The following is a 19282-nucleotide window of genomic DNA, read 5'->3' on the forward strand; positions in this document are numbered from 1 at the left end:
GCAGCATTGCTGTCATTGTCCGGATGCTTAACTGGATAATTGAACATGAATCATATGATGGCCGTATTGTTAAACGGCATAGCCCAGCTTGAATACGATCGCTCACGCGAATTGCCTGATCACCAGGGTGCCTACCTGGAAAAGATGGACCGGAAAATGAAACAAGGCATCATGCTGGACGGCGAGCATGTCATCGAGCCCGATCTTGACCAGTGCAGCCGCTTTGTTGCAGCCAACCTTGTCCATGCCATCAAGTCCAATGACGAAGCCAAGGCCGCGGCCATGTGCACCTGGCTTGCCAACCGCTTGCCGGATCTCAAGCAGGTCAAGATAGACGATGCCGATGATGGCATCTCTATTGATTTCGTGTTCGATGAAGAATACAAAAAACAGGCCGTGGTGGATTTTCCCAGGCTGCACTAGTCAGTCTCTTTGCGCCGGTTCCCCGATAAGTTGCTGCGATCCCGTGGCAGGTCTTGCGCCATTTATCCGTTCCAGCCCCCCAAGTATCGGCTAATCAACGTTTTCGGACGCTTGAGCAGATTGTATGCGTAGCGTTTGCTGTTTTCTGGTCTATCTTTAAATCGTGCAGGGGTTAACGGCGCAGGTCTTGCGCCTGATTTGCCCGAAAACAACTAACCGAATGTAAACATAAATAATCACAGACTTGTGAGGATGGGCTATGAGCAGTGGAAACAGGGTCAAGGCAGGCGAGATGGCGCGCAATTTTTCGCTGCCCGATATCAGTGGCGACCCGATTCAATTGAGTGATTATCAGGGCCGGAATGTGTTGCTGTCATTTTTCCGTGATGCCAGTTGCCCGTTCTGTAACCTGCGTCTCTACGAGCTGACCCGCAAGCATGCCGAGTATCGCAGTCATGGCCTGGAGATTATCGCTGTATTCAACTCGTCTGTTGACGTGGTCGAGCGTTACCTGGGCAAGCGTGAACGACCGTTCCCGTTGCTGGCTGACGTGGACCGGGAAATCTTCAGGTTGTACGGCGTGGAATCGTCCTGGGGAATGTTGATGAAGGGCATGTTCAATTTCTCACGCATGTTCTCCGCGTTCTCAAAGGGCTTCATGCCTGCCGCCGGTGCATTCAAGCCGCTGATGCCGGCGGATTTTCTGATCGACGAAACCGGACTGGTTCGCGTGTCCTACTATTCGCGAAATGCCGCCAATCACATCTCGCTGAAAATGGTGGAGAAGTTCATCACCGTGATGAACAGCCGTCACGAAGCGCTTGAAAAGGAGCTGGAGCTTCCGGACATCGAAACTTTGTTGAGCCTTGGCAAGGCCTGATCGGGCTCACCAAAGGGTCAAATCTTGCCATGCAAAAACTGGCCCTATCCGGGGCCATTTGTCCTGCTCAGCTGACCGCCAGTCTGGCGGTCAGCTGAATCCCGCCATTTTTCTTTGGTAAACATGGATTTTCCTGTTTGTGCGACTAGATTTTAAGTAAACAAAAAGCGGAATCATCCGCATTGGCGCCGCCGGACGGGAAGACCACTCCACGAACGTTGCGCCTGCACACTGGTATTCAATAACTACAAGATCGTGGAGATGTACTATGGGAGATCGAGTTCGGCCGGGCGAGACGCTGCGTGACTTTCAATTAAAAGACCTTCATGGTCAATCCGTTCGACTGAGCGATTTCAGGGGCAAGCGTGTGCTGCTGTCCTTTTTTCGTGATGCCGGTTGCCCGTTTTGTAACCTGCGACTGTTTGAGCTGACCAGCCGCTACAACCATTACCAGCAGCAGGGACTGGAAATTGTCACCGTGTTCTATTCCACCCCGCATACCGTCAAACGCTTTCTCGGTAACCGTAATCGCCCGTTTGCGCTGTTGGCAGACCCGGAGAAAGATGTGTTCAGGCTTTACGGTGTGGAGTCCTCCTGGGGCGCCCTGATGAAGGGTATGTTCAACTTCCCGCGTATGATGTCCGCGTTTGCCAAGGGCTTCCTGCCCAGCGCAGGCGCCTTCAAGCCGTTGATGCCGGCCGACTTCCTGATTGATCAGACCGGCAAGGTCAGGGCGACCTACTATTCGCGTGATGCGGCGCGACACATCTCCCTCAAGCTGGTGGACCGGTTTATCGCCGCTACTGAAAAGCTGGATACCCCGGCCCCGGCGGCAGCTCCACGCCCGCAACTCAGGGCTGCAGTGGGCGCCTGATCCAGCCTGTCGGGAAATCGTCTTTCTGCGGCTGTCCCGTTCTGCCACGGCAGGACGGGGTGTCCATTGGGGTCCATTGGGGTCGGACCCGCGCAACTAGCTGTGTCCATTGGGGTCGGACCCGCGCAACTAGCTGAAACAAAAACACATTGACGCTGCAGACCGTGTTAGAACACACTTAGACCGGCCATTTCATGGATGAAATGATTACTTTAAGGAGGAAGTGCCATGCCGCGCGCCAATCGTAATTTTATGCCCGGGTATGTGTTGCACATTACCCATCGCTGCCACAAGAAAGAATTCCTGCTCAAGTTTGTTAGAGATCGGCAGCGCTGGCGCTACTGGTTGTTCGAAGCCAAAAAACGTTATGGTCTTTGCGTTCTGAATTACATCGTTACGTCCAATCATATTCACCTTCTCGTTCAGGATCGTGGTCGGGGCGAGATTGCCAAAAGCATGCAGTTAATCGCCGGGCGCACGGCCCAGGAATATAACCAGCGTAAAAACAGGAAGGGTGCTTTTTGGGAAGACCGCTATCACGCGACGCTGGTGGATACCGATTCGCACCTGGCCCGCTGCATGACATATATTGACTTGAACATGGTTCGTGCCGGCGCGGTCGCACAACCATTGGAATGGGACACTTCCGGTTTTCGCGAGATCCAGGTTCCACCGGATCGTTATCGTGTCATCGATCAGCCGACACTAATGAAGTTGTTCGGCTTTACGACATCGGAGCAACTTCGCGCCGCTTGTCTAAACTGGAGCGAGCAGGCGCTTGCGATGGGTGCGATCCCGTATGATAGTCGCTGGACCGATGCTATCGCCGTAGGGAGTCAGGAATTTCTTGCTGAGGCTAAGGCTGCACTGGGCGTGAAAGCGCTGCATAGATATGTCGAGACTGACGGGGATGTTCAAGTGCTACGAGAATCGGCCCTGCCTTACACGCCTCATTTTGGCCATGAAATGCACGTGTTAAGGGGTAATAACCAGGTTATTTTGGAAAGATAAGTAACAAAGACAGCGGGTTACGCAGGTCCGACCCTAACCCTGTTACTTCACTCCTGATCCGGCTTTAACCGTGCCAAAAATTTTAGCGTAAGGTCGCTCGGGTGTTTTAAGGCGCTGGTCCTGCCAGAATACCAGGTAGCTGTCCCGGGCAGCGTTGTAGGCTACAACAGGAAAGCGGCGCGCACCTTTCATATTTAAATCCGAGATGACAAATTCGTCGCTCATTTTCCCGCTGGCATCAACAAAGCGCCCGTAGATATCGGCATTGCGGGCACCGTGATCACGTCGTAAATCATACCAGACCGCAAGAAAGCGCTTGTTGTGCCTGTCGTATGTAACGGTAGGGAATTCCTGGTAGTCATTGGCGCGGGCAATGGCGAACGGTTTGACCATATGTTCTCCGGTTTCCGCGCTGATGATGGCACCCCAGGAGTCCAGTCCCAGCTTCTGGTAGTCGCGCCCCGTGGTCCAGCTCACCATGAATACGTCGGCATCAGGCGAATAAGCAGCGGCATACAGTGATGTTGGCAGGCAGGCGTCATCTTCGATATCAATCAATTTTCCCGGCGCGGCCTTGTGGGGTTTGTCGGGGTTGATGAACATGGAAAAAATACCCTTGCCCCGAATCGCTGTGGTTTTTTCAAGGTGGCCGTCAACTGTGTCGCGCCAGAGTACCAGGAAGCGTTGGCGTTTCGGGTCAAAATACAAGGATGGTCGATCCTGCTTGCCTTTGCCTTCTGCCACCTGGAACTCATCGCCCTTGGCCCTGCCATCGGCAGTAATATACCGGGCGCGTATCAGTTCCGGTCCTTTGGAGGACCCGTGTTTCCAGGCAACCAGGTACTGCCTGCGAACCGGGTCATAGGAAACCGCCACATCTTTCTGTGATGCAGCACGGTTTTCGCTAATAACAAAGTTCTTTCCCTGCAGGCTGCCGTTGGCATTAACAAACTGGCCGTAAATATCTGATTCAACCGTTGTTGCATTGCGCCAGTCAGACCAGGTGACCAGGTAACGTTTTTTGTGTTGATCATACGCTACGGCAGAAATAGCCTGGCCTTTTGCCCCGGTAGCAATGCCAATATCCTTGCTGACAGGTTTGCCGTTGGCATCGACAAGGCGACCATAAATATTGACATCATTCATGCGATCCCGGGCGAGGTCAGACCAGGTGACCAGGTAGTGGCCATCTTGCTTGTTTGCGCCGAGACTGACACGCGATTGAAACGAGTCACGAGCGGAGATTTCAAAATCCGCTGCTTGCGTCCTGGCGGTCGGTGTCAGCGCGTAGGCGAGCGTCGAGCAGGCGGTGAAAGTCAGGAAAAACAGCGTTTTTCCCTTGGGCAGCATGTTTAATAGCCTCGCCCGCTGTGATCGGAGTTATGACAACTCAACCAGCATTCCCCTGAATTCACGCCCTTATCAATCCATGTCGGGATGGCAAAATTCTTCGGCAGAATCTGAACTACGCGACCGCCAACATTGCTGTAGGTCAGGAAGTTCAACAGTCGCGGGAATACGGTTGAGCCATGCGGATCATGGCAAGTCACGCAGGCATTCTTGCGATCCTCGATGTGCAGCTGGTGACTGAAACCGCTAGGGTTGGTCAGTAACGATGCTTCCGAGTGACACTTCAGGCACAGGGCAGCGTCTGCTGTGCCGGTGGCCAGGGTTGGGTCCATACTGTATTTGTCGGACAATACCATTTCGTGGTTTGAGCCGTGCGGTCCGTTAGGGCCGGTTCCACCGCCGGGCCCTGCTGCTGCATCAGATGTGTCGCTGTTATGGCAATCGGTGCAATAAATCAGGCTGTTAGTATTATCCAGCGGGACAGTCAGTCCCCCTCCGCTCAAGGTTACCACGTCACCATTATTGGCCGGGTTGTTGGCCACCACCGGGTGATACGAAACCAATGCCGGGTTATTCGGATTGAGTTTGTCCCGAATATTATAAATCTGGTCTGCGCGGGTCATCTGGTAGCCCGTCGCTGTACCGCAGCGCTCTGTGGCGATAGGGCTGCCGCAAGCCCCTTTGCCTGGCACGCCGTGGCACTTGAAACACAGTTCATACTGGTTGGTCACGCTGTTGATCACGTTGCCGTTGATATCCAGGCCCTTGACGCCCTGGATGAGCGCATTGGCCAGAGGCGGTGTCGTTGTGACCTGTGCCGGGTTGTTGGGATTGAACGAGATCATCGGCGGTGCGGATGTTACCGTATGCGGATTGTGGCAGTCGGCGCATTCCGCATGCGGACTCATGGTCAACGGATCTTCCACGCTTGCCGCATCATGGTTTGGATTGGGTGTAGTCAATACCGGGTGTGTTGAAAGCTTGGCAAATTCTGCCTGGATATTGGTGGCCGCAGTATTGCCGTTGTGGCAATTAAAGCAAGTCTCTTCTTCTGATGCTGTTTGCAGGCGTACCGGTGTACCGGCGTTATGCGGTGCATGACAATTAAAGCAACTGTTTTCACCGACATTGGCGCCGACCCATTCCGGCCGACGGTTGATCCAGGGGCTGATGCCGGCGCCATTCCAGGTTGCCGTCGAGGTCTGGTGCGCTGAGCCGATCCAGCCGCTATTGTTGTGGCACGTGGTGCATATCTGGCCATTAAGCGAAGTCACGCGCAGGAATGGCTTGATATCCCTTTCGTGCGGGTCGTGGCAGGTTGTACATTGAACTTCCCCGTCCTCCAGTAGTAGCGGCGCGATCAGGCTGGGGTCGTGTAGCTGGCCGTCATTGATGGCGAGCGTACTGTCGTAGGCAAATGAAATCGGGTGGTCATCGCTCAGGTCTGTTCCGATGTGTCCTCGCACTACAGGCGGGACGTGACCCCTTGCTCTCGCCGGCATGGGTCTTGACATAACTGCATCGAGACCTCCTTTTGGCGGGTTGGTCAATGCGCCCATTGCAACAGTGCCGTCATGGCAAGACAGGCACAAAATCGATTTGCCCGTGGGTTGGCCGGGCGCGGCGTCCAGCGTGCTGCTGCCGTAGACCGTGTAGGTCTGGCCGGTAGTGAGCGTGTGATTCCACAGCGGCGCGCCGTTTACCATGCCCTGGGATTTATGCGGCGTGTGACAGAACACGCATACCTGGGTAACTTTGTTGCTCTTTATGGCGCCCGGACCGCTGACAGAAAGATTGTGCAGGGTGGCGGCAATACCGGCGCCGGCCCAGGAGACTGCCGGAACCAGCTGCGACAGCACGCCGAGGAGGGCAGTTACGATGAATGCGTTGAACTGTTTCCTGGTCATAGCCATCACTCCTGGGAACCTTTGCCTTTACCTTTGTAAGTATAGTCAAAAACCTGCACCCGGCGATTGTAGGAATCGGCGACATAGATGCGGTTCTTGTAAACGAATACACCTGCCGGCAACCAGAATTCACCGGCCCGGCGGCCCTGCTGACCAATATCCAACAGGTATCGACCCTGGTCATCGAAAATCTGAATCTTGTGGAACACCGAATCGGCAATATAAATATGGCCGGCGACATCAATACCAATGCCCTTGGGTTGCGAGAACTGTCCTGAGCCATCGCCGTGCACACCGAACTTGCTGATGTACTGGCCTTCAAGGTCGAAGATTTGTACCCGGAAGTTCATGGTGTCATTCACATAAACACGGTTGCCATGAACCGCCAGGTGGCTGGGAAAGTTGAAGCCGGCATCCTTGTCCGCGCGCCGGCCAAATTCAAACTGCTGCTCGCCGTTTTCATTGAACACGACAATCTTGTGTGCCAGCGTGTCGGCGACGTACAGGCGTTTTGTCTCGGCATGCCAGGCCAGTCCTGTCGGTCGCGCCAGCGATGAAACGGATTTCAGGTGCTCGCCTTCGCGATCAAGAATGTGCAGTTGTGCCTTGTTTGAATCGCTGATGAACAGGCGCGTATCGCTCAGGGCAATGCCCACCGGCGACTCCAGCACGTCTTTGCCGACCTTGTGAATCCGCAGTTGTTCCTTGTCTTTCAGGTTAAACAGAAACACGGATTTTACACCGGGGTCAGCGATGGCGATCAGTCCATCGTCGGCCGCAATGGCGTAGGGCCGTACCATGGGCCAGGGTTTGTTGCCGGTGAGCCAGCCGAACAGTCGTGAGAAAAAAGACGGCTTGATACCGAGATCGATTGCCTTGTTAAATTCGTGTGCGTAGCGCACACGCTCCGGCAGTGGCGGCGCCGGCCAGACAAGTGCCTTTACCGCCGCCTCGGACGCCAGTTTCGCCGGTGAGTTCTTGTCCGCTTCTTCGGCCTGGGCTTGCAGTTCTTCGGGCAGCTCTTCAGGGCTGGCATGCTTGGCTGGCGCAGACTTGCTGTCGGCGGCCACGGCAAGGTGGCCAGCCAGGAAAGCGGCCATAAGCGCAGACAGTACTAATCGTTGTGTGATCACTGTGAATTCCGGGTGAGCGTTACCATGAACCGGGTTTCTTCGGTATTGCGGGACGTGCCATCCCAGTCGCTAAAGGTTAGCCCGGCACTGAGCTGTACCAGGAAGAAGCGCCAGTTGACCCTGGCGCCGTGAGACAGGAACCGGTCATTGTTGCCCAGGCTATCGTCACGACGCCAGTAGTTTACATGCGAATTGATTGTCAGGCCAAACCACGGGATATTGAAGTTGGCCATTAATTTCGCACCGGAATTATCCACATCAGAAAGCGTGGTGTTGCTCCTGCCTACATTGACGGATTCCTGGATACTGATCAGCGACGTGATATTGGCTGATGCCGATTGATACAGGTTGGTGGTTTCAGTTTCGTAATCGCCCACCACAGAATCCTTGTAATGGTATCCGGTACTGAGCAGTATGCCTTTGAAACCGCCGCTGTATTCAATGCCGGTGGATTGATCTTCCGAATCGGCGATAAAGTTGCTGCCGGCACCGGTACTGACTTCCGTGTTGCTGCTGGCGTAGCGGTAGTACAGTCGTACACCTTTGACACGGAAGTTAATGTTGCCGCCATTGGTTTTTGATGTGTAATCCATGGCCGGCGGTGTCTGGTAGTTGTAGTCCACGTACACCGTTGTGCCGGTGGGGATGACAACGGTATCGATCACCTGGATTTCGGTAATATTGGCGACCGTGGCGACCGTGTAGTGTGTGCCCAGGATATAGGGTGTGCCAATAATGTCAGTGATAACAATGCTGGCAGTATCCACATACGGCTGGTTCAGGGTAATGATGCCGGTAATATCGGTGGTATGGGCTTCGTCAATAATGCTGAGCAACTGGCTCTGGGCTTCGCGATCGGTGTCCAGTTGCGCGCCATTCACAGCCATGCTGATTGTGGCGCCATGCCATGGGATGGTTTTGACATAGCTGACCGAGTAGCGCGGTCCGGCCGAGGCCTCCCGGCCCAGGTCAAACTCGGTAGACTTGTACACGTATCCCAGGTTGGTATCGAGGTTGGCGTAGAGTTCGTGGAAAAAATCAATTTGTCCCGTTTGGCCAATGGAGGTGCCAACCTGGGTGGATTCATTGTAGCCGTAGCGTATGTCGGTTCTGAATCGCTGTGTATGTTGCAGGCGCAGGTTTTCCGACAAGGATTTCCGGTCATAGGCACCAAACCCGGTTTGCTCGACGGCATCACCAAAGGTTTGCAGGTGCGAGCCTTTGCCCCAGCCCAGGGTGTGGTTGAGCCAGCCGCGCTTGCTGTTGTAATCGTGCAGCGGTACAAGGAGATCGGTGTAATCGGTGTTGACCAGGCTGAAACTGAGCTTGGAGCTGCGACTGTAAAAGCCGGTGGTTTCGACTTCGTATTCATTGTGCCAGTCAGCCCCGGCGAGGGTGGAGGTAGTCAGCAGGTCACTGTAGCTCCTGGAATAACTGATGTATGAAGGCAGCCAGCGATTCTTGAGATTCAGGGTGACGCTTTTCTGATCATTGATAAACTCGGTTTCGCCGCCCAGCTCCGCCTCGGTGTAGCCGGAGGACTGGCTGGTGGAGGCAGCAATGCTGAACGGCACCCGCGCCCCCTGCAGCAGGTTCATGGCGGCGGAGTAGTCCCAGGCCGTGCTTTCGGTTTCCAGAGTTTGCCCGGACACGTCGGTGTAGGTGGATTGCTGAATAAATACCGGCTTGGCGCTGACGGCGAAGCTGGCAATCTTGGGGTCCAGCAGGGCAAAACGTTTTTTGAATGTCAGCTTGGTGGCCCAGCGTTCGGTAGAGGTATCGCTGTGGGTGCCGGGGCTGGTTTCGGTGGTATTCCAGCGCCCGTCATAATCAAGACTCAGGTTCCACGACAGTGGTGAGCTGAAGAACCAGGCATCAGCATTCTCCTGTGCGTCCTGGCCGTAAGTCGGAAAAGACAACAACAGGCCGGGCAGCAACAAGGTGGCGATGTTGTTCCGGTTCACGAACATTTCTCCCGCGCGCAGCGATTATCGTTTTGATCGTTTTGTATGGGGCTGGTTGTGCAGCGTTGTCTGCAACCATGCCGCTATTTTCCCTTGTCAGTGGTATCGGCCGCGCCTTGTGTCGACGGGCCTTTATATTCCTGGTGGCAACGGGTACAACTGGCGAATTCAATATTGAATGCTTCTTTGCCGTTGTGACAGGCACCGCAGTACTTGCCATCAATTAATTCTTTCATGGTCGCCAGGTTGGCGCCGGCCTTGGATACAAACAGTTTTTCATGGCAGACCGAACAGCGGTAGCGTTGCCGATGTTTCCAGTGCTCGAACACCGCTGGCGGCAACTGCAGACGCTTGCCGGAGCCTTTGAAAAAGATATCCCCCAGCGCCCGGTCTTCGGCGGTATGGCCGGTATTGGGCACGGTGGCGACAAGCAATGCCAATGACAATGTACCGCCGGCAATCATGGCTGATACGGCGCGCATCAAGATGGTCTTGGCTGCCGGTTTGGTAACTGTGCGCCGCATGTTACTGCCCTCCCAGCATGCCGGTATGGCAGCGGGCGCAGGCCACATCTACCGGGAACGCGACCTTGCCGTGGCAGGTGCCGCAGTACTTGCCGTCGCGGATTTCGGCCATGGTGATGGGTGTGCCGCGATACTTGAATACTTTCGGATGGCAGCTGGCGCAATCCAGTAATTCGGTATGCCGGGAATGCGGAAACCAGGCATCAAAGACCGGTGTCGGGCCTTTCAGGAAAAAATCAAATCCAAACACAAATTTGCTGATGTTGTCGGTGCCAATATGGCTGCGGGGCCAGATAATGTTCTGGTCCATGGCGGCCAGCCAGTCAGGCTGACCGAACATATCCTTGGGCAGGTATTGCATGGCCTGGTTGAATTCTGTGGCCGCGGCCAGTTTGCCGGCCAGTTCATGCGGCTGCAATTTTTTCAGCTTCAGCTGATCATCAATGGTTTGATCCTGGGGTTTTAGCCGTTGCGCGGCTTCGGCGGCGCGTTTTTGCGCCATTTCTTCGACGGTAGGCGGAGGCACGTCGAAAAACAGTGACATCGTGTCCTTGGTGCAAGCGGAGACCAGAAAAACGATGAGGAGGAGCATGATGGTGTTGTTGTTGTTCATGCTCCTCCCCCCAGTTTCCAGCTAATATTATTGCTTATAATTATTATGGTTACCTGAATAATACACCGCTTACTTGATATGGCAAGTGGTGCACAGGGTGTCGATACTGGCCCGCAGGAAAGTCGGGTTAGTGGCTTCATGCGGATTGTGGCAGGTTGCACATTCCACCTGGTCAGTACCAGCACCATACAGTTGCAGAGTTGAAGCCTGTACGGTTGCCAGGGCGACAAACTGCGGATCCTGCGCCGGATCATAGGTGACCGAAATCGGGTGGTCGCCTGTCAGTACAGTACCCAGGTTGGTCACAGCGCCACCCGGAGCGGCAGCCATGGTGTTACCAACGTTGGCACCGTTGATCTGGAACTGCCATCCCTGACTAGCGCCAGCGGCATTGTATCCACCAGAACCGGCGCCGTTGATCAATTGATCGAAGGCAACGGTACCGTCATGACAGGACAGGCAGGCCTGGGAAATGCTGGCAGGCGCGCCAGCTACGGTCATGTCCATAGTCGGGCTGGTGTACATGGTGTAGGTCGCCGCAGAAGCGCCACGGTTCCACAACGGGGCCGGGCCACCGGCTTCAGTATGCGGTGAATGACAGAAGCCGCAGACAAATGCCGTTGTCGGGGTGGAGATATTGTTTACGGTGTCCGGGTTGGTGCTGGACAGGTTGTGCTTGGTTGCTGCAACGTTCTGAACCGCCATGGCCGGTGGGCTAAAGCCCAGTACAACCAGGGCGACTGCGGCAGCGATTTTTAACAGGTTTTTCATGATACACCTCGCTTCGTTCTTACGCGTTAGAACATGGTTAAGTTTACTCATTACTCTGGGCGTGCTCCTCCGGCACGCGGTTTGTTATTTCTTGAATCTGAGGCTTCCGTGTCGACCCTGGTGATTGAACCCTCACTCTTGTGGTCATTGTTTTTCAGAAACTCGAAAATCTGTATGCGCCAGTTGTACTGGTCAGCAACATATATCTGGTCGTTGTCATCAATGTACATGCCGGCAGGTAGCTGGAACTCTCCGGGTTTGCGACCGCCACCACCTAGGGCCATTAGCAATTTGCCCTCAGGGTTAAAAACCTGGAAATTATTGAAGGCCGAATCAACTACATAGATGTTACCTTGCGAGTCCACTTCGATACCCTTGGGGCGAGCGAACTGGCCACGGGCATCGCCGTTGGAACCAAACTGCATCAGCGGCTTGCCTTTATTATCCAGCACCTGTACCCGGAAGTTCATGCTGTCGGCGACATAAATCTTGCCAGCGGGGCCAATAGTGATGTTGGTGGGGAAGTTGAATTCGCCCGGCTCCATGCCACGCTTGCCGATTTTGGTCAACAGGCCACCTTGTGGACTGTAGACGGCGATATTGTGGCTCTTGGTGTCGACGACATAGGTTTTGCCGCTGTACTGATCGACAGCAATGCCGACGGGACGTTCCAGCTCGCCTTTTTTGCCCATGGCGCGAACGAATTCGCCATTCTGATCAAAGATAACGACACGCTGCTTGGCGGAGTCGGTGACATAGATGTAACCATGTTTATCTGAGGCGATGCCCAGCGGCTTGGCCAAAATACCCTGGCCGTGTTCACCCCAGATGGCGAATTTTTTATTTTGTGGGTCGAATACCAACACCTTGCCCCAGCCGCTGTCGGCTACGTACACGCGACCGCTCTTGTCGGCGTGTACAGCATAGGGCTTTTTCAGCTGGCGCCCGGCTTCGCGCGGCTTGCCCAGTAACTTGTCGCGCATGACTGACATGCCAGAGGCGGCTTCGGTGACCTGGTCTTCAGAAAACAGGTAACCGACAAACTTGTAGCGTGGCGTCTCAGGTGGCAACGGCCAGAGCACGTTGTCCGGTTTCTTGTTGGCATCATCAGAACCGGTGCTGGCGCAACCGCCGAGTCCGCCGAACATGACAAGCAATGCAAGGCTGGCTGCGGTAAGTGTGAAGGCGTGGGGAATGCGCGCAAACGTCCTGTATACAGAATGCTTACTGTATATGGCTTGCTGCATGTTTCCCAACGCAAAGGTCACTGCTTTATCCCCGGTTGTCGTTCTGCGAAAATTTTTGACATTTGCCCAGTCGACGTTTTCGTTAATTTGCCTGGAGATCCACTTCTTCCGCACGGAATATAGTGCATTGGTCGTGAATGTCCAGTTCTTGCACACTTCGGTCTTTGTTCTTGTTGTTTCTTGCCTTGGTTGACTTTAAGCAAACTCTAATTGATTCTAACCCCATATCGCCTTGATTTGGATCAAGTCAAAAATTGACCCATGTCAAGTTCAATACCTGGCCGCGATGTCAGTCTGAAACTGGAGTTGTGTAATGTCTGAGCATGCATTTGAACCTGTAAAAACAGGGGTGCGCAAGTTTCTGCAGCTTGCATTTGTTGGGTTATTCTTTTTCGGCTGCCAGTGTGCGTGGGCACAGCAGGCGCCGGAGGTGGTGCTGGAGGTGGGCGAAGAGCGTTTCCTGCGTTATGAGCTGGATGAGTCTGTCAAGAGCCTGTTACCGCCATCTTCATTTCATGGCGAACTGTCCAAGGCGACACAAAACAAATATACGAAACAGGCGATTGAGCGCTTGACCGAGCGAGCCTTGTTATATCGCGCGGCTGTCCAGGCAGGCATCAAGCCCGATGAAGGCTTGCTTGCCCAGGCTGAGCAAAGCAATGTGCATCGTTTTGGCAGTAAGGAAGAATTTATCAAACAATTGAATAAAAGCGGCCTGACCAAAGAGCGGTTCGAACATCGGGTTATCGCACAAAATGTCATTACCAGGTATGTCAACGAAACCCTGACCCCGAAAGCAGTGTATACAGACAAGCAACTGCGCGAGTATTTCAAGAGCAATCCAAAAGAGTTCGAGCGTCCGGAAACTGTCGGTGCCTGGCATATCATTCTTAAAGTGCAACCGAATGCACCGGATGAGGAGTGGCAGAAAAAGCAGGCCTTGGCCGATTCGCTGGTAAAACAGATTCGCGAGGGCGCCGAGTTTACCGATATTGCCAGCAAGCATTCCGAAGACGATTATCGCGTCAAGGGCGGCTGGATTGGTGATATGCACAAGGGCCGGTTGCTGCAGGAGCTGGAGGATGCGCTGTTCAAGCTCAAGGAAGGCGAGATGGCCGGTCCGATTCGATCACTTCACGGCTTCCACATCGTCAAGGCCGGCAAGCGCCAATCTGCCGGCAGCCTGTCGTTCAAGGAAGCGCGCGACAAGCTGAAAAAGCGGCTCGAAGAGAAGCGCTTCGAGGAGTTGCGAAACAAGGCGATGGACGAGCAACGCAAACAGGTCAAGATCAAGGTGCTGATCAACCTGGACAAGAAAGCCTGATCGAGAGTTATACCTTTAAATATATGTACTGCGCGGATAAAAATGAGACGCATTCCTGAACCGGAATTAATGAACGACCCGACACAGGCATTGGCCTATGCCGAGGCGGATTTTGTCGAGCCCAATACGGCTTTTGTTGACGGCTTTGCTGCGTGTTTTCCGCAATGCCAGCCACGTCGAGTTGTCGACCTGGGTTGTGGGCCGGGCGACCTGACGGAACGTTTTGCCCAACGCTATCCGCAATGCCGAGTCAGCGCCATCGACGGCGCCGAGCAAATGCTGCTGATCGCCAGGCAGCGTGCCCGGGAGCAGGGGCTCGATGGGCAAATTGACTATGTTTGCGCCCATCTTCCGTCCGCGGAACTGCCGACTGGTGCTGATGTCATTATTTCCAACAGCCTGTTACACCATATGAATGACGCTATGGATCTGTGGCGCAGCGTCAAGCAGTGTTCAGTGCCCGGCAGCATCGTCTACGTGGCGGATTTGTTTCGGCCGCAGACCACCGAAGCCGCGCAGCACATTGTCGATACCTATTCGGAAGGTGAGCCTGAAGTATTGCGCACGGATTTTTATCACTCGCTGCTGGCCGCGTACCGTCCCGATGAAGTCGAGGCCCAGCTTCGTGAGGCCGGGTTGATCGGCCTGAAAGTGGAAACCACCAGTGATCGGCATATGCGCATTAGCGGTATCGTCGAGTGAGCCGGGCTGGCAATGACTGAAGTATTTCAGAATCCAGGTGATGAGGCCCTGGGCCAGATGTTGCAGTCTGCGACCCGGATAGCCATTGTCGGTTTGTCTCCCAAGCCTGATCGCCCGAGCTATATCGTTGCTCGTGAAATGCAGAAATATGGTTATGTGATCGTGCCGGTGCGACCTGCCGTACAAACGGTGCTCGACGAACCGGCCTATGCCCGCCTGGAAGATGTGCCCGGCCCGCTCGATATGGCGGTGATATTTCGCGCCGCGGACCAGCTGGAGCCGGTGGTGGACAGCGTTATTGCCCGCGGTATCCCGGTGTTATGGATCCAGGAGGGCATAATCAATGAAGCCGCCGCCCTGCGAGCCCGTGCCAATGGTATAGAAGTGGTTATGGATCGATGTATATATAAGGAATACGAGCGTCTCGGTCTCGACCAGTAACGATTATTCGTCAGCAGAATTTCCGGTTTTGGTGTCGTGTTGTCGTTGCTGCCGACGCCGCCGTCGCCAGCCAACAAACTTTCGACGCCAGCGCCAGTAGATGGGTGAGTCGGAAAAAAACAGGATTAGCCCGAACGGGAACATCCAGATGCCCAGTACCGGCACGAACGGACCGAGCAGGCCGGCAACCATGATCAACAGGCCAAAACCCTTGCGCACCCAGTGATTGGGATGGGATTTCATCTGGTGGTAACGCCGCAACCATTGCCGGCGAATCTGTTCGGTTTTGCTCATGATGGCCGAGTTTGAAGTTTCCAATTGCCGCTGTAAACGGTAGGCTTGCGCCATGCGAGTCAAATTCACCAAAATGCACGGCCTCGGTAATGACTTTGTCGTGTTCGATGCCATTAACCAGTCCATCGACCTCAGTGCCGACCAGTGCCGGGCGCTGGCCGACCGGCGATTTGGTATCGGCTGTGATCAGATCCTGCTGGTCGAGAACCCCCAAAGTGCTGATGCAGATTTTCGTTACCGGATATTCAATGCCGATGGTGGCGAAGTGGAGCAGTGCGGCAATGGTGCCCGGTGTTTTGCCCGCTTTGTCCACGACAAGGGGTTGACCGATAAATCTGAAATCCGGGTGCAGACCCTGGGTGGTCTGATCATTCCGCGCCTGCAGGATAATGGCCAGGTCACGGTCAACATGGGCGTGCCCAGGTTTGCGCCTGCCGAGGTACCGTTTGAGACCGAGGAACAGGCGACCACCTATACCTTAATAATCGAAGATCGCTCGGTGGAAGTGTCGGTGCTGTCCATGGGCAACCCGCATGCCGTGCAGATCGTTGACGATATCGACACCGCGCCGGTGGCCGAGCAGGGGCCGATTATTGAAAATCACCCCCGTTTTCCGAAGCGTGTGAACGCCGGATTTATGCAAATACTGGACCCGGGCCACGCGGCTGTGCGAGTCTTTGAGCGTGGCGCGGGCGAAACCCTGGCCTGCGGTACCGGCGCCTGCGCTGCCGTGGCGGCAGGCAGGCAACTGGAACTGCTTGATGAAACCGTCCATGTCAGGTTGCGCGGTGGTGAGCTGACCATACAATGGGCGGGCGCAGGCAACCCGGTGTGGATGACCGGCCCGGCAACAACGGTATTTGACGGCGAAATAGACCTGGCGAAATCATGAGTCAAAAATCTCCCGAACAAGAACTGGATGACAGCCTGTCCTGGGACGAGGCGGTTGCGCGTTACCTGAAGGAGCAGCAGGACTATTTTGAGCGCCACCCGGAGCTGTTGACCCACCTGAATTTATCCCACGACAGCGGTTCTGCCACGTCGCTGATTGAGCGCCAGGTGCAGGTGCTTCGGGATCGCAACAATAATCTTGCCCGGCAGCTCGATGAGCTGGTGAGTGTCGCCCGCGACAATGACGGCCTCAGCCAATGGGTGCATCGCTACAGCCTGGCGCTGATGTCCTGCAATAATCTTGAGACGGTGCTGGACACCAACATCACCTTGCTGATTGATGACCTGGACCTGGAGCAGGTGGTGACCCTGTTTAACTGGAGTGATGACTCACTGGCTGATCGGTCCGAGTTTTCACTGGCCGGCAAGGATGAACTGAAACAGCTGTTGTCTTCGATATTTGGTCATGAACATCGCCCCCTGTGCGGTTACCAGGCCAGCGAAACCACAATGGAAGCCCTGTTCGGCGAAGCCCTGGCCGATATTCAGTCTTGTGCGCTGATTCCGCTGGGCAAGAAACCGGTTGCCGGTATCCTGGCGCTGGGCAGTAACGACCCCACCCGGTTCCAGGAAGACATGGGTACGCTGTACCTGTCACGCATGGGCGAGCTTTTGGAGGCCGCCTGCCGACGCTTCCAGGTCTAGGTGGCCGGTGACAACTGGGCGCCATGGCTGCTTCAGACATCCACAACTTTCTTAATCACCTGGAACACGAGCGTCGTGTGGCCAAGCACACGGTGTCCGGCTACGGTCGGGATCTGCAAAAGTTCCTCGAATTCCTCGATACGCTGGAGCATCGCGACTGGTCCGCCGTGACCGTGCATGATATCCGGCGATTTGTTTCCCGTATTCGCCAGCAGGGATTTTCCGGACGCAGTGTGTCGCGGGCTTTGTCGGCGATCCGCAGTTTTTATCGCTACCTGCTGCGCGAGCAAAAAGTGAATCACAACCCTGCCGATGGTGTGCCCGCTCCGCGTGCCGACAAACGCCTGCCCGAGACGCTCAGTGTCGATCAGCTGGTCGGTGCCCTGGATGTGGTCGATGTGTTGGCCGGCGAGTCACCCTTTTTGGCGGCGCGGGACAGGGCCATGGTGGAGCTGTTTTATTCATCCGGGTTGCGCCTGAGCGAACTCGCCGGCTTGCGATTGCAGGATATGGACCTGGCTGAGGGCCTCGTGCGGGTAACTGGCAAAGGTGCAAAAACCCGGGTGGTTCCCATCGGGACAGCAGCCCAATCGGCCATGCGTGCCTGGCTGAAACAACGCAAGGCGCACAGCGGTCTTGCTGAATCGGCCGATGTGTTTGTCTCCGAGCGGGGAAAATTGCTGTCGGTACGTACCATACAGGCACGCATGAAGGCCTGGGGTGAGCGCCAGGGGCTGTCGTTACCGTTACACCCACATATGTTGCGGCATTCATTTGCCTCGCACCTGCTGGAGTCCAGCGGCGACCTGCGAGCGGTCCAGGAGCTGCTCGGGCATGCTGATATTTCAACCACCCAGGTCTACACGCACCTGGATTTTCAACACCTGTCCCGGGTCTACGACAAGGCGCATCCGCGCGCTCGGAAAAAGAAAATCTTTGATGTATAATCCCGCGCCTTCCGGTTATTGAATTTTCGGGCGCAGTCCACCGACTGGTTCGGTGTTTGCCGTTTGGCAGGCTGGACTGGAAAACAGGAAATCCTGTGTTATAACTTGTTCACGCATTCGATTGTGTCCCGGGTTATATCCTTGGCTGCTCGCCAAGGAACTTGCACCGGGAAAATTTGCCAGGAATTGGCTGGGTATTCGATGAACATTGTTCGATGATGTTGGGGTGATGGAAATTTCTAACCCGGAACTCGCGAACAGCCGTTTTTGGTCAAACAAATAAGTCATAAGGGGGGAAGCCAGGGTGGCCTCCAACTACAAGCAACGCACCTTGAAAACGACTATCACCGCTACCGGTGTCGGTCTGCACACAGGCAAAAAAGTATTCCTCACCTTGCGTCCCGCCGCTGCCGACAGTGGCATCATATTCCGCCGGGTCGACATGGAAAAGCCGATTGAAATCCGTGCTTGCCCCAGTTGCGTGGGCGAGACCAGCTTGTCCACGACCTTGATCAAGGACGGAGTCAAGATTTCCACGGTTGAGCATTTGCTTTCCGCCATGGCCGGCCTCGGCATTGATAACGCCTATGTTGATGTCAGTGCTCCCGAAGTGCCGATTATGGACGGCAGTGCCGCACCGTTTGTATTCCTGATCCAGTCTGCCGGCATCCAGGAGCAGGAAGCACACAAGCGTTTCATCCGTATCAAGAAGCCAGTCAAGGTCGAACAGGGTGACAAGTGGGCCCGGTTTGATCCCTACGAAGGTTTCAAAGTCAGTTTCAAGATCGCGTTTGACCACCCGGCATTCAGTGCCGAACACGATTCCGCCGAACTGGATTTTTCCTCCACGTCGTTCGTTAAACAGGTAAGTCGTGCGCGTACCTTCGGTTTCATGCGTGATATCGAGCAGCTTCACGCCAATGATCTCGCCCTGGGCGGCAGCATGGACAATGCCGTGGTAATGGATGATTTCCGGGTGCTGAATGAAGACGGCCTGCGTTATGCCGACGAATTTGTGAAGCACAAGATCCTCGACGCCATTGGCGATTTGTACCTGCTGGGTCACAGCCTGATCGGTGCCTTCAGTGGCTGCAAATCCGGGCACGCACTCAACAACCTGTTGTTGCGTACGCTGGTTGCCGATGAATCCGCCTGGGAACTGGTTACCTTTGACGACAAGAGCCCGGCCCCGATTCCTTATATTCAGCCATTGACTGACTCCATCGGCTGATCTGCCTTTTGTACAGAAACTGGTCTGGCCGGATTAGCATCCGGTCGCAC

General features: G+C 54.9%; 20 protein-coding genes. 11 read left to right on the top strand and 9 right to left on the bottom strand.

Going from position 1 to position 19282, the window contains the following annotated elements; translation table 11 throughout:
- The first annotated feature begins 45 nt into the window (after nucleotides 1-45).
- The 4 genes from OEZ10_10785 (at nucleotide 46) to OEZ10_10800 (ending at nucleotide 3188) form a co-directional block, all read left to right on the top strand.
- Nucleotides 46-423 carry a hypothetical protein gene (locus OEZ10_10785; GenBank protein MDH5633464.1) on the top strand — a complete coding sequence of 126 codons (378 nt, stop codon included), beginning with the start codon at nucleotides 46-48 and terminating at the stop codon, nucleotides 421-423.
- A gap of 259 nt (nucleotides 424-682) precedes the next feature.
- On the top strand, nucleotides 683-1303 hold the full coding sequence (locus OEZ10_10790) for a peroxiredoxin family protein (GenBank protein MDH5633465.1): 621 nt from the start codon (nucleotides 683-685) through the stop codon (nucleotides 1301-1303).
- A gap of 268 nt (nucleotides 1304-1571) precedes the next feature.
- Nucleotides 1572-2177 carry a peroxiredoxin family protein gene (locus OEZ10_10795; GenBank protein ID MDH5633466.1) on the top strand — a complete coding sequence of 202 codons (606 nt, stop codon included), beginning with the start codon at nucleotides 1572-1574 and terminating at the stop codon, nucleotides 2175-2177.
- A gap of 228 nt (nucleotides 2178-2405) precedes the next feature.
- Nucleotides 2406-3188, top strand: a complete 783-nt coding sequence (locus OEZ10_10800) for a transposase (protein MDH5633467.1) — start codon at nucleotides 2406-2408, stop codon at nucleotides 3186-3188.
- Nucleotides 3189-3230: 42 nt separating this feature from the next.
- Here the strand turns inward: OEZ10_10800 and OEZ10_10805 are convergent, their stop codons facing one another.
- The 8 genes from OEZ10_10805 to OEZ10_10840 all read right to left on the bottom strand — a co-directional run bounded on the left by OEZ10_10805 (nucleotide 3231) and on the right by OEZ10_10840 (nucleotide 12718).
- The gene (locus tag OEZ10_10805; GenBank protein ID MDH5633468.1) at nucleotides 3231-4538 is read right to left on the bottom strand and encodes a hypothetical protein; all 1308 of its coding nucleotides are present in this window, start codon (nucleotides 4536-4538) and stop codon (nucleotides 3231-3233) included.
- A gap of 2 nt (nucleotides 4539-4540) precedes the next feature.
- The gene (locus OEZ10_10810; GenBank protein ID MDH5633469.1) at nucleotides 4541-6445 is read right to left on the bottom strand and encodes a hypothetical protein; all 1905 of its coding nucleotides are present in this window, start codon (nucleotides 6443-6445) and stop codon (nucleotides 4541-4543) included.
- A gap of 5 nt (nucleotides 6446-6450) precedes the next feature.
- Nucleotides 6451-7578: a 6-bladed beta-propeller gene (locus OEZ10_10815; protein MDH5633470.1), complete on the bottom strand. Its 1128-nt coding sequence runs from the start codon at nucleotides 7576-7578 to the stop codon at nucleotides 6451-6453.
- A complete protein-coding gene (locus OEZ10_10820; protein MDH5633471.1) occupies nucleotides 7575-9542 on the bottom strand; it encodes a hypothetical protein in 1968 nt (655 codons plus the stop codon). The genes OEZ10_10815 and OEZ10_10820 overlap by 4 nt, the downstream gene beginning before the upstream one ends.
- An 83-nt stretch (nucleotides 9543-9625) precedes the next feature.
- Nucleotides 9626-10066, bottom strand: a complete 441-nt coding sequence (locus tag OEZ10_10825) for a cytochrome c3 family protein (GenBank protein MDH5633472.1) — start codon at nucleotides 10064-10066, stop codon at nucleotides 9626-9628.
- A gap of 1 nt (nucleotide 10067) precedes the next feature.
- Nucleotides 10068-10679 carry a cytochrome c3 family protein gene (locus tag OEZ10_10830; protein MDH5633473.1) on the bottom strand — a complete coding sequence of 204 codons (612 nt, stop codon included), beginning with the start codon at nucleotides 10677-10679 and terminating at the stop codon, nucleotides 10068-10070.
- A gap of 69 nt (nucleotides 10680-10748) precedes the next feature.
- Complete coding sequence (locus tag OEZ10_10835) at nucleotides 10749-11450, bottom strand: cytochrome c3 family protein (protein MDH5633474.1); 702 nt, start codon at nucleotides 11448-11450, stop codon at nucleotides 10749-10751.
- A 50-nt stretch (nucleotides 11451-11500) separates the two neighbouring features.
- The gene (locus OEZ10_10840) at nucleotides 11501-12718 is read right to left on the bottom strand and encodes a 6-bladed beta-propeller (protein MDH5633475.1); all 1218 of its coding nucleotides are present in this window, start codon (nucleotides 12716-12718) and stop codon (nucleotides 11501-11503) included.
- Nucleotides 12719-13010: 292 nt separating this feature from the next.
- Between OEZ10_10840 and OEZ10_10845 the strand changes: the two genes are divergently transcribed.
- From OEZ10_10845 to OEZ10_10855, 3 genes are read left to right on the top strand one after another with little or no spacing between them, the layout of a single operon-like run.
- Nucleotides 13011-14021 (top strand): peptidylprolyl isomerase, encoded by a 1011-nt coding sequence (locus OEZ10_10845; protein ID MDH5633476.1) that lies wholly within the window; start codon nucleotides 13011-13013, stop codon nucleotides 14019-14021.
- A gap of 42 nt (nucleotides 14022-14063) precedes the next feature.
- A complete protein-coding gene (locus OEZ10_10850; protein ID MDH5633477.1) occupies nucleotides 14064-14723 on the top strand; it encodes a class I SAM-dependent methyltransferase in 660 nt (219 codons plus the stop codon).
- Between the two features lie 12 nt (nucleotides 14724-14735).
- Nucleotides 14736-15164 (top strand): CoA-binding protein, encoded by a 429-nt coding sequence (locus OEZ10_10855; GenBank protein MDH5633478.1) that lies wholly within the window; start codon nucleotides 14736-14738, stop codon nucleotides 15162-15164.
- Nucleotides 15165-15167: 3 nt separating this feature from the next.
- Here OEZ10_10855 and OEZ10_10860 read toward each other — a convergent pair whose 3' ends face one another.
- Nucleotides 15168-15458 (bottom strand): hypothetical protein, encoded by a 291-nt coding sequence (locus tag OEZ10_10860; GenBank protein MDH5633479.1) that lies wholly within the window; start codon nucleotides 15456-15458, stop codon nucleotides 15168-15170.
- Nucleotides 15459-15510: 52 nt separating this feature from the next.
- Here OEZ10_10860 and dapF point away from each other — a divergent pair, with 52 nt between their 5' ends.
- The 4 genes from dapF (at nucleotide 15511) to lpxC (ending at nucleotide 19232) form a co-directional block, all read left to right on the top strand.
- Complete coding sequence (dapF, locus tag OEZ10_10865; protein ID MDH5633480.1) at nucleotides 15511-16350, top strand: diaminopimelate epimerase; 840 nt, start codon at nucleotides 15511-15513, stop codon at nucleotides 16348-16350.
- A complete protein-coding gene (locus OEZ10_10870) occupies nucleotides 16347-17054 on the top strand; it encodes a DUF484 family protein (protein MDH5633481.1) in 708 nt (235 codons plus the stop codon). Before dapF ends, OEZ10_10870 begins: the two co-directional genes overlap by 4 nt.
- A gap of 23 nt (nucleotides 17055-17077) precedes the next feature.
- Nucleotides 17078-18001 (top strand): tyrosine recombinase XerC, encoded by a 924-nt coding sequence (gene xerC, locus OEZ10_10875; GenBank protein ID MDH5633482.1) that lies wholly within the window; start codon nucleotides 17078-17080, stop codon nucleotides 17999-18001.
- Between the two features lie 304 nt (nucleotides 18002-18305).
- Nucleotides 18306-19232: a UDP-3-O-acyl-N-acetylglucosamine deacetylase gene (lpxC, locus tag OEZ10_10880; protein ID MDH5633483.1), complete on the top strand. Its 927-nt coding sequence runs from the start codon at nucleotides 18306-18308 to the stop codon at nucleotides 19230-19232.
- The last annotated feature ends 50 nt before the right edge of the window (nucleotides 19233-19282 follow it).

This window comes from Gammaproteobacteria bacterium, from assembly GCA_029880545.1.
Lineage (GTDB): Bacteria > Pseudomonadota > Gammaproteobacteria > Acidiferrobacterales > SZUA-150 > JAOUOD01.

Excerpts from the sequence above, each read along its gene's own strand:
- OEZ10_10870 (MDH5633481.1), top strand. The coding sequence starts at position 16,347 with ATGAGTCAAAAATCTCCCGAACAAGAACTGGATGACAGCCTGTCCTGG.
- OEZ10_10805 (MDH5633468.1), bottom strand. The coding sequence starts at position 4,538 with ATGCTGCCCAAGGGAAAAACGCTGTTTTTCCTGACTTTCACCGCCTGC.
- OEZ10_10855 (MDH5633478.1), top strand. The coding sequence starts at position 14,736 with ATGACTGAAGTATTTCAGAATCCAGGTGATGAGGCCCTGGGCCAGATG.
- OEZ10_10850 (MDH5633477.1), top strand. The coding sequence starts at position 14,064 with ATGAGACGCATTCCTGAACCGGAATTAATGAACGACCCGACACAGGCA.
- dapF (MDH5633480.1), top strand. The coding sequence starts at position 15,511 with ATGCGAGTCAAATTCACCAAAATGCACGGCCTCGGTAATGACTTTGTC.
- OEZ10_10835 (MDH5633474.1), bottom strand. The coding sequence starts at position 11,450 with ATGAAAAACCTGTTAAAAATCGCTGCCGCAGTCGCCCTGGTTGTACTG.
- OEZ10_10860 (MDH5633479.1), bottom strand. The coding sequence starts at position 15,458 with ATGAGCAAAACCGAACAGATTCGCCGGCAATGGTTGCGGCGTTACCAC.
- OEZ10_10785 (MDH5633464.1), top strand. The coding sequence starts at position 46 with ATGAATCATATGATGGCCGTATTGTTAAACGGCATAGCCCAGCTTGAA.
- OEZ10_10830 (MDH5633473.1), bottom strand. The coding sequence starts at position 10,679 with ATGAACAACAACAACACCATCATGCTCCTCCTCATCGTTTTTCTGGTC.
- OEZ10_10790 (MDH5633465.1), top strand. The coding sequence starts at position 683 with ATGAGCAGTGGAAACAGGGTCAAGGCAGGCGAGATGGCGCGCAATTTT.
- OEZ10_10845 (MDH5633476.1), top strand. The coding sequence starts at position 13,011 with ATGTCTGAGCATGCATTTGAACCTGTAAAAACAGGGGTGCGCAAGTTT.
- OEZ10_10825 (MDH5633472.1), bottom strand. The coding sequence starts at position 10,066 with ATGCGGCGCACAGTTACCAAACCGGCAGCCAAGACCATCTTGATGCGC.
- OEZ10_10795 (MDH5633466.1), top strand. The coding sequence starts at position 1,572 with ATGGGAGATCGAGTTCGGCCGGGCGAGACGCTGCGTGACTTTCAATTA.
- OEZ10_10800 (MDH5633467.1), top strand. The coding sequence starts at position 2,406 with ATGCCGCGCGCCAATCGTAATTTTATGCCCGGGTATGTGTTGCACATT.
- xerC (MDH5633482.1), top strand. The coding sequence starts at position 17,078 with ATGGCTGCTTCAGACATCCACAACTTTCTTAATCACCTGGAACACGAG.
- OEZ10_10810 (MDH5633469.1), bottom strand. The coding sequence starts at position 6,445 with ATGACCAGGAAACAGTTCAACGCATTCATCGTAACTGCCCTCCTCGGC.